This window comes from Pseudomonas sp. DVZ6 (assembly GCF_024259445.1).
Taxonomy (GTDB): domain Bacteria; phylum Pseudomonadota; class Gammaproteobacteria; order Pseudomonadales; family Pseudomonadaceae; genus Aquipseudomonas; species Aquipseudomonas peradeniyensis.
In genome coordinates this window covers 71,813-80,523 of record NZ_JANCLM010000033.1, presented here as the reverse complement: position 1 = coordinate 80,523, position 8,711 = coordinate 71,813, and the positions used below count along the sequence as shown (strand labels likewise).

The following is an 8,711-nucleotide window of genomic DNA, read 5'->3' as shown; positions in this document are numbered from 1 at the left end:
GCGGGTCATGGCACTCCAGTGTTTATATGTAACTAGTTGTTATCTGGAATTGTCAGGGCTGCCGTAGAGTCCGTAGGACCCTGTTAATGGCGAGCAAGAAAATGCCCCTGGCAAAGACGAAGGCCTAGGCTAGAACGCTATTTCAAATAATTAAATAAACTTTGCGTTCTTATTTTGGTGGGTTTGTAGGATGTTTCTTAGTTGGCGTTTTATTGATTTTTACTACTGGGTGAAAGAGTCCGGCCGTATACAACTAGATTCGTTTTTCGAATGCCGGCCCGCATCAGTCTTGCCCTGGATCAACGCCTCCACGCCCATTCCGGCGGATGCTGAAAACCTACCGTCAGCTTGAGAGGATCCGGCCATGAGCAGCACGTTCTTCATCCCCGCCGTGAACATCATGGGCATCGACTGCCTGGACGAGGCGATGACCGCGATCGCCGGCTATGGCCTGCGCAAGGCACTGATCGTCACCGATGCCGGGCTGGCCAAGGCCGGCGTCGCCGAGCGTATCGCCGGGATGCTGGCCATGCGCGACATCGATTCGCGGGTGTTCGACGGCGCCAAGCCCAACCCGAGCATCGCCAACGTCGAGGCGGGCCTGGCGATGCTGCGTCGCGAGGGCTGCGACTGCGTGGTCTCGCTGGGGGGCGGCTCACCCCATGACTGCGCCAAGGGCATCGCCCTGTGCGCCACCAACGGCGGGCATATCAGCGACTACGAAGGCGTGGATCGCTCGGCCAGGCCGCAGCTGCCGCTGATTGCGATCAACACCACGGCGGGCACCGCCAGCGAGATGACCCGCTTCTGCATCATCACCGACGAGGCGCGCCACGTGAAAATGGCTATCGTCGATCGCAACGTCACGCCGATCCTGTCGGTCAACGACCCCGCGCTGATGGTCGGCATGCCCAAGGGCCTCACCGCCGCCACCGGCATGGACGCGCTGACCCATGCCATCGAGGCCTATGTCTCCACCGCCGCCACGCCGATCACCGACGCCTGCGCGCTCAAGGCCGTCAGCCTGATCAGCGACAACCTGCGCCAGGCGGTCGCCGACGGCGGTGACCTGGTGGCGCGGGAAAACATGGCCTATGCCCAGTTCCTGGCGGGCATGGCGTTCAACAACGCCTCGCTGGGCTACGTGCACGCCATGGCGCACCAGCTGGGTGGCTTCTACGACCTGCCCCATGGTGTGTGCAACGCGGTGCTGCTGCCCCATGTGCAGCGCTTCAACGCCAAGGTCAGCGCCGCTCGCCTGCGTGATGTGGCCAAGGCCATGGGGGTGAAGGTCTGCGGACTGGACGCGGAGCAGGGCGCCGGGGCGGCGATCTCGGCCATCGAGCACCTGGCGGCGGCCATCGGTATCCCGGCCGGGCTGGCGGAGCTGGGAGCCAAGGTCGAGGATGTGCCGGTGCTGGCGGCCAATGCCTTGAAGGACGCCTGTGGGTTGACCAATCCGCGGGTGGCCAGCCAGGTGGAAATCGAGGCGATCTTCAAGGCGGCGTTCTAGCCAGGTCGAGTCATCGCGGGGCAAGCCCGCTCCCACACAAGCCAGCTCTCACAAGGGCCGTGAAAATCGGCCCTTGTGGGGCTTGCTCAGCGTTCGCGCATGAAGAACCCGGCCACGTACTTGCGGAAGGTCTCCAGGCTCTTGAAGTCGGCGTAGCGCTTGAAGTTCTCGGCATCCGGCTCCGGCCCGATCGGCTGCTCCAGCAACGACACCGACAGCACCCGGTCCTGGTCCGAGGTCAGCACCAGTTCGTCCATCACCTGGCCGCCGATCACCGGGCGGCGCATCAAAACTTTCACCCCCTTGCTCGCCATCCAGTCGATCAGCGACACCAGCGCCTTGAGCGGTTCGCGCTCTTCGTCGCGGTACACCGGGAACAGGTGCCCGCGTGACAGCACCGGCACGCTGGCGACATGGATCAGTTCGTAGAAATGGCTGCCGGCGGTGGCCGGCGAGTACAGCGCCAGTGCCAGCAAGGGGCCTGAGGCGCGGTTGCCGCCCCAGTAGTGGTGGTGGCCCTGGAAGTCGAAGCCGTCCTCGCTGCGGTTGTTGAACAGCTTGCGGCCCTTGACCTGGTCGACGCAGTCGAGCAGCAGGCCATGGCGGCGATGGTTGCCGAACACCGTGGCCTCGCGCAGGCGCGCCTTGAGCATCATCATGTGCTTCATGTCCAGGCGTGTTTCCAGGTAGTTGCTGGCCGGCACCCGTTCCAGCAGCGGGTAGCGGCCGGCGACGCCGCGCAGCTCGGCGAACTGGGCGGTGAGGTCCTTCTTCAGGTGGGTGGCGTAGACATTCAGACCGCTGGCCTCGATCCAGGTCAGCAGCAGCGACAACAGGCGCTGCTGCTCGCGGCGCTCGCCGGGGTCGCGTGGTCCGGCGGCCGTGTCCCCGTCAATGGCACGGCGGTAGTCGCCGAGCAGCCGCAACGGCGCATCCGGCGCCAGCCAGGCCGCGGGAGGCGTGTTGTCCTCGGCGCTTGCGCCGGTCTCGCGTTCATCCTTGCTGAACGGGCAGCCCGGGGTGTGTTCCGGGGTGTCGGGGTTGTTGCGCAGGAACAGGGTGCCGGTGTTGCCGTTCAGCGACACGTTGAGCACCGGCAGGGCATCCTGGCGGCAATCGCAGGCCAACCACTGGTTGGCGCTGCGCACTTTCATCAGCCACTGGTTGGCTTGCAGCAGGCGGGGGCCGGCCAGGGTGCCGGTGGCGAAGCTGGCCAACAGTTCCTCTTCGGCCAGGGTCAGGCTGCGCACCTGCGCGCCGGATTTTTCGATGATACGCATTGAGAGGCAGCTCCAAGCTACAAGCCTCAAGCTTCCAGCAAAGCGCGGCGGCTTTCAACTTGAAGCTTGCGGCCTGGAGCCCGCCGCTCACTGGCTGCTGAACAGCTTGGCGGCGCGGGCGCGGATTTCCTCGGGGGTGAGGTCTTCCTTGTGGGTGGAGACGAACCACAGATTGTTGAACGGATCCATCAGGGTGCCGCTGCGGTCGCCGTAGAACTGGTCCTGTACCTCTTTGATCGGCTTAGCACCAGCGGCGATGGCATTGGCGTAGACCTTATCGCAGTCCTCGACATACAAGTGCAGGCCGACCCCCGGGACCTCGATGTCCTCGCTGGGCTTGAGGCCGCCCTCCATGTCACAGGGTGAGCCGAGCATCAGCGACGAGTCGCCGATTTTCAGTTCGGCATGGCCGACGCGGCCTTGGGGGTCTTCAAGGCGGAACATCTCGACCGCGCCGAAGGCCTTCTTGTAGAACTCGATGGCTTTGGCGGCGTCCTTGATGCCGAGGTAAGGGGTGATGCTGCGCTGGCCTTCGGGGATAGGTTTGACTGCCATTTTCGTAAACTCCTTTCACGTGGGTTGTTGTTTGCAACAGCCTGGTGATTAGAGTCGTCTACGCAGGTGGAAAATCGACAGTGGCTTTATATCGATTGTCGATTAAAAAACCTGTTTTGGGACTGATGCGGTCAGGTGTAGGAGCGGCCTTGTGCCGCGAAAGGGGCGCGTAGCGGCCCCGGCGATTGATGCGTCAACGCTGAAATACAGGGGCCGCTGCGCAGCCCTTTCGCGGCCGCTCCTACAGGGGGTGGGCATGCGGATCAGAAGATGTAATCGGTCGTCAGGAAACTCGACTGCCGGTTACGGATGATCTCGCTGATCAGCTCCTTGTTCGCCTCCTGGAACTTGGTCGCCACCAACGTACGGATGGAGAACACCCGCAATGCATCATGCACCGACAAGGTCCCCTCGGCGCTGTTCTTGCGGCCGTTGAACGGGTAGGTGTCCGGCCCGCGCTGGCACTGGGCGTTGAGGTTGATCCGGCCGACCTGGTTGGCGAAGGTGTCGACCAGCGCGCCGACGGTCTCGGGGTCGTTGCCGAACAGGCTCAGCTGCTGGCCGTAGTCGGAGTCGAGCACGTAGTCGATCACCGTCTGCAGGTCGCGGTAGGGCACCACCGGCACCAGTGGGCCGAACTGTTCCTCGTGATAGACACGCATGTCCTGGCTGACCGGATAGAGCAGGGCAGGGTAGAAGAACGAACCGCGGCTGTGCCCGCCGCCTTCGTTGAGTACCCGCGCGCCCTTGGCGGTGGCGTCGGCCACCAGGCCGTCGAGGTAGTCGACCTTGCCCGGCTCCGGCAGCGGCGTCAGCGCCACGCCCGGCTCCCAGGGCATGCCCGGCTTGAGCGCGGCGAGCTTGCGCTGGAACTTGTCGAGGAACGCATCGACCACGTCTTCGTGCACGAACAGGATCTTCAACGCCGTGCAACGCTGGCCGTTGAACGACAGGGCGCCGGTAACGGCCTCTTCGACGGCGTTGTCCAGGTCGACCTGGGGCAGGACGATGCCGGGGTTCTTGGCATCCAGGCCCAGGGCCGCGCGCAGGCGGTGCGGACGCGGGTGGAGTTTCTTCAGGTCGCTGGCGGCCTTGTGGGTGCCGATGAAGGCGAACACATCGACCTTGCCGCTGGCCATCAGCGCGCTGACGGTCTCGCGGCCACGCCCGTAGATGACGTTGATCACCCCCGGCGGGAAGCTGTCGCGGAAGGCCTCGAGCAGCGGGCGGATCAGCAGCACGCCGAACTTGGCCGGCTTGAACACCACGGTGTTGCCCATGATCAGCGCCGGGATCAGTGTGGTGAAGGTCTCGTTGAGCGGGTAGTTGTACGGGCCCATACACAGCGCCACGCCCAGCGGCGCCCGGCGGATCTGGCCGAGGGTGCCCTGTTCGAGCTCGAAGCGGCTGGAGCGGCGGTCGAGGTCCTTGAGCGCGTCGATGGTGTCGACGATGTAGTCGCAGGTGCGGTCGAACTCTTTTTCCGAGTCCTTGAGGTTCTTGCCGATCTCCCACATCAGCAGCTTGACCACCGCCGTGCGCTGCTCGCGCATGCGCGCCAGGAAAGCCTCGACATGCTGGATGCGCTCGGCCACGCGCATGTTCGGCCAGGCACCGCGGCCCTTGTCGTAGGCGGCCACGGCCGCGTCGAGGGCGCTGAGCGCGGTGTCGGCGTCCAGCAGCGGCGCGCTGCCGAGGATCACCTGGCGTTCGCTGTCGCCTTCCTTGAGCCACACCGGGCTGCGCACGGTGGCCAGCGGCCCGTCCCAGCGGCGCAGCTCGCCGCCGACCAGGTAGTCGCGTTGCTCCAGCGGCGCACCCAGGCGCCAGGCTTCGGGGATGTCCTCGGGAGCGGGAAACAGCGAATCGAGCAGACGGTCCATGGGTACTGCACCTCTCAAATCCGGATGATGAAACGCTTCAGCTTGCGAGCATGCGCCGACCGGCTGAAAATTGCCACCCCGGCGCAGCCGCTCGCGGTCATTCCTCGAAGGGCGGCGGGAACACCTCGGCGTCCATCAGCCGCATCGCGCCGATCGACAGGCCATAGTCCATGGCCCGTGGGTCGGCGAACGTGCGCAGGCGCTGCCACAGCTGCGCGTGAGTGTAGTCCGGCAGGTCCTGCAGCCCGCGCAGGTCGCGGCGATATTGCAGCGGCAGGGTGTTCCAGATGCTCCAGTCGTCGACATTGGTGTCCTCCAGCATGTCTTCGTACTCCGCGTCGGCCACCAGCAGGTCGACGCCATCGCGCTCGTAGTAGGCCTGGATCTGCTGGCTGACGCGCTCGCTGAGTTCGGCGCTCTCCAGCCACAGGGCCTGGCCCGCCACCCGCGACAAACGCAGGTCGTCCGGCAAATGAGTGAACCGGTTATCGCGCAGATCGAAAACGATGGGTCGCCAGTCGGCATCGTTGCGGATGCCGGCTGGCCAGTCCGTCAGTTCGCAGGTGTTGAGGTTGAGCATGTCCAGCGCGGCCAGGCGGCTCAGGTCAGGGCTGCGGGCCAGCGGGTTGTGTGACAGGTCGAGCAAGCGAAGATTGTCGAGGCGATCCAGGGCAACCTGATTGGTGTCGTTCCAGAGGATGCTGTTGCCTTGCATATCCAGCCATTCCAGTGAGTGCGGCACGGCGACCGCTGGTATTTGCTCGAAGCCGCAGTTCATCAGGTGCAGGCGTTGCAAGTGGGGAAAACGTTCGAGGAACTCCGCGGGCAGTTCGCTCAGGGCGGGGTTGGCGGCCAGGTCGATGCGCTGGATATGGGTGAAGCGATCAGGTAGCGCCAGCGAGGCCAGGTCCTGGTGGGTCAGGGCCAGGTCGGCGAGGCTGATCAGGTGGATGACCCGGCCTTCTTCCTCTGAGTACTCCGAGATCCGTTGCCAGTTGCTCACCAGTCGGCGTGCGGCGGCCTGGCGCAATGGGTTTTCGCCTGCCCAGGCACGCACCTGGTCGCGGAACGCCAGCAGTTGCCGTTCCAGTTCGGCGAGCTGCTGTGCCGGATCCAGGCCGGCCTCGAACCATTGGGTCAGTTGTTCGTTGACCTGGAAATCGACGGACTCGGGGTAGAGCGCCCGGTAGCGGCGCAAGAGCGCGCCGACGTCGATGCGTTGCGCGGCAAGAGCAGGCGCGTCCAGGCCGCCGCGCAGCAGGCCTTGACTGCTCCAGCCCGGCGCCGGGTTCTCCAGCAGGCGACTGGCCATGTCACGGCTCGACAGGGCCAGATCGTGGATCCGCTGGCGCAGCTCACCGACGCTGGTGGTCTTCAGTCCAAGGGCCGCACGGTCATCGGCAGGCAGTGCCTGCATGACAGCGCGGCAGAGGTCGTGGTCCTGGTGAAGCGGGGCCGGTCGCTCTCCGAGGTAGGCTTCATAGCCGTCGGCTGACTTGAGCACGGTGCAGGCGCGGCTGCTGTCCCTGGCGCCGGAGGCCAGCAGCAGTGGACCCTGGGGCGACGCCGCCCGCAGCTCGAGACGCAGATGCTCCGGCCAGCCGGGCAGTCGCGGCATCGCATTGATGATCAGTCGCTCGCTCAGCAGGCTGGCTTGCTCGGGAAGATACAGCCCCTTCAGGGCGTTCTTCAAAACGCTCTCGTCACGCTGATCGACGCGGCGCAGGCGCTGGCTGCCGTCTTCGAGGGTGACGGGTTCGAGGCTCTCCATCAACGGGCTGCTGGTGAGGCGTGACACGGCCTTGCCTGCCAGGTGCAATCCGCCGATCAACGCCAGGTTGAGGCCCACCGACTTGAGGTGGGCCATGGCTTGCTCGCGGTCACCGACCTGCCAGGCTTCATAGCCTTCGTAGGCGTCATCCAGCAGCTGGTAGGCAATCACCGCGGTCATCATCGTGCCTAACGCGGGGACGAACATGCCGGCGATCATCAGCATGTCGAGGCCGGCACTTTCCCAGAGGGCTTTGCGCGCCTTGAGCGCCTGTTCGTCGGCTTGCGCAGTGGGCACGGCCAGTTGTCGGGCTTCGTGCTTCAGGCGTGCCAGGTGGTCGTCGTGGAAAAATATGTACAGGTCTGCGGCGATGGGCAGGGTGCGCAAGCGCAGGTCGCCACCGGCATTCTGGCGCAGGCGGCTGGCGAGCTGGCCCTGCTGCTCGCTTGGTACATAAGCCATGAAACCTTGGCGAAACGGCTCTTGCTGCAAGTCGCTGCGCAACTGGCGATGCAGCGCTTCGAGGTTGTCGAAGGCGCGCAGGCTGTCTGTCTGTCCCGGCAGGTACAACACGATAGCTGAAGTGCCGGTATCGATCAGGGTCGCCTCGTGCAGGGTGATGCCGAACAGGCTCAGTTGGCTGCAGGGCAATGCTTTGCCATTTTCCAGCAAGGTCTGCAGCGCATCCCATCCCGCACCACTGAGCTGGTTGCGCGCGCGGGCCAGGTCAGCCGCCAGACGCAGGCTGTCCTGGTGAACGCGCAGCGCCGCCGGGCGCACGCCAGGTGCGGCGAAGGTGGTATCGAGGTGATCCTGGTAAGCCTGGCCGAGGTCCAGTTCGCGACAGGTCCTGGCGAAAACCTCGGGTGACAGCGCCAGGGGCTTGATCCGGATCTGCTCCGAGGACAGGTCGATGTCGACTTCGGTTTCGCTGTCGCCCAGGGTCGTCTTGCCGGTGACCATGGTCTGGTTGACCTGCCAGTCGCTGTCCAGGGCGAGGGCGCTGTCGCGGTTGAAGGTCACGGCGTCGCTGAAGTTGTGCAGGGCAGCTTCGAGCAGGCTGCGGTGTTCGTGCTGGGTGAGGTAGACCTGAAAACTGTAGAGATGCTTCACCCAGACCAGCGATGTGCTGCGCAACGGTGCACTGAATTTGTGCTGCATGCGCAGGCGCTCGGCAAGCAGGGGCTCGGCGAATTCGTTGATGTTCCTCAGGCCACGCAGGTGCTTTGCCAATGCGCGCTGCGCCTGCATCAGGCGCGCCTGGCTGGCCTCGACCGCCTCGCGCAGGTGGGGCGCGGCATTGGCGAACCAGGCCGCCTCGGCCCCGGGCAGGCCCTGTACCGGCAGGATGGCGTCGCTCAGTCGTTGCCAGTGTTCGGCACCGGCCTCCCGTGCCCAGGCGGGCAGTCGGCGTTGCAGAAGGGTGTGGTGTGGATTGGGGGCTGTCATCTGTGGCTCCTTGCAAAGCGCACATCAGAGCAGCCGCGTCGGGGCTGGCGGTGGTACATGCTTGTACCGGTAAAACTGGCCTCAATATTGGCCGCGCAGCGCCGATAACTGCGTAATTGCCTGCCATCGCCTGCCTATGATCACTCCCCAGCCCCCACAAGACCCCACGCCAGCCCCAGCCGGGACCTTGCGCCAATCGCTCAATCGCCTGCTGCCGGTCGGCCTTGCCTTGGTGGGCATTGGCCTGTCGGTCGCCCTGG

General features: G+C 64.9%; 5 protein-coding genes. 1 reads left to right on the top strand and 4 read right to left on the bottom strand.

Features of this window, described 5'->3' with window-relative positions; all coding sequences use genetic code 11:
• The first annotated feature begins 364 nt into the window (after positions 1-364).
• Entirely contained in the window at positions 365-1,513 is a 1,149-nt protein-coding gene (yiaY, locus tag NMG10_RS18915; RefSeq protein ID WP_254464895.1) for an L-threonine dehydrogenase, read from the top strand.
• Positions 1,514-1,599: 86 nt separating this feature from the next.
• On the opposite strand, the gene NMG10_RS18910 is transcribed toward yiaY, so the two are convergent.
• The 4 genes from NMG10_RS18910 to NMG10_RS18895 form a co-directional block, all read right to left on the bottom strand.
• Complete coding sequence (locus NMG10_RS18910; RefSeq protein WP_254464893.1) at positions 1,600-2,793, bottom strand: hypothetical protein; 1,194 nt, start codon at positions 2,791-2,793, stop codon at positions 1,600-1,602.
• Between the two features lie 87 nt (positions 2,794-2,880).
• Complete coding sequence (locus tag NMG10_RS18905) at positions 2,881-3,348, bottom strand: VOC family protein (protein ID WP_232856938.1); 468 nt, start codon at positions 3,346-3,348, stop codon at positions 2,881-2,883.
• Positions 3,349-3,611: 263 nt separating this feature from the next.
• Positions 3,612-5,231 carry an NADP-dependent glyceraldehyde-3-phosphate dehydrogenase gene (locus tag NMG10_RS18900; protein WP_254464892.1) on the bottom strand — a complete coding sequence of 540 codons (1,620 nt, stop codon included), beginning with the start codon at positions 5,229-5,231 and terminating at the stop codon, positions 3,612-3,614.
• A 97-nt stretch (positions 5,232-5,328) separates the two neighbouring features.
• Positions 5,329-8,451, bottom strand: a complete 3,123-nt coding sequence (locus NMG10_RS18895; RefSeq protein ID WP_254464891.1) for a DUF6543 domain-containing protein — start codon at positions 8,449-8,451, stop codon at positions 5,329-5,331.
• Positions 8,452-8,711: the final 260 nt, after the last annotated feature.

What these genes read in the sequence shown, in the direction of transcription:
- yiaY (WP_254464895.1), top strand. Translation starts at nt 365, where the DNA reads ATGAGCAGCACGTTCTTCATCCCCGCCGTGAACATCATGGGCATCGAC.
- NMG10_RS18910 (WP_254464893.1), bottom strand. Translation starts at nt 2,793, where the DNA reads ATGCGTATCATCGAAAAATCCGGCGCGCAGGTGCGCAGCCTGACCCTG.
- NMG10_RS18905 (WP_232856938.1), bottom strand. Translation starts at nt 3,348, where the DNA reads ATGGCAGTCAAACCTATCCCCGAAGGCCAGCGCAGCATCACCCCTTAC.
- NMG10_RS18900 (WP_254464892.1), bottom strand. Translation starts at nt 5,231, where the DNA reads ATGGACCGTCTGCTCGATTCGCTGTTTCCCGCTCCCGAGGACATCCCC.
- NMG10_RS18895 (WP_254464891.1), bottom strand. Translation starts at nt 8,451, where the DNA reads ATGACAGCCCCCAATCCACACCACACCCTTCTGCAACGCCGACTGCCC.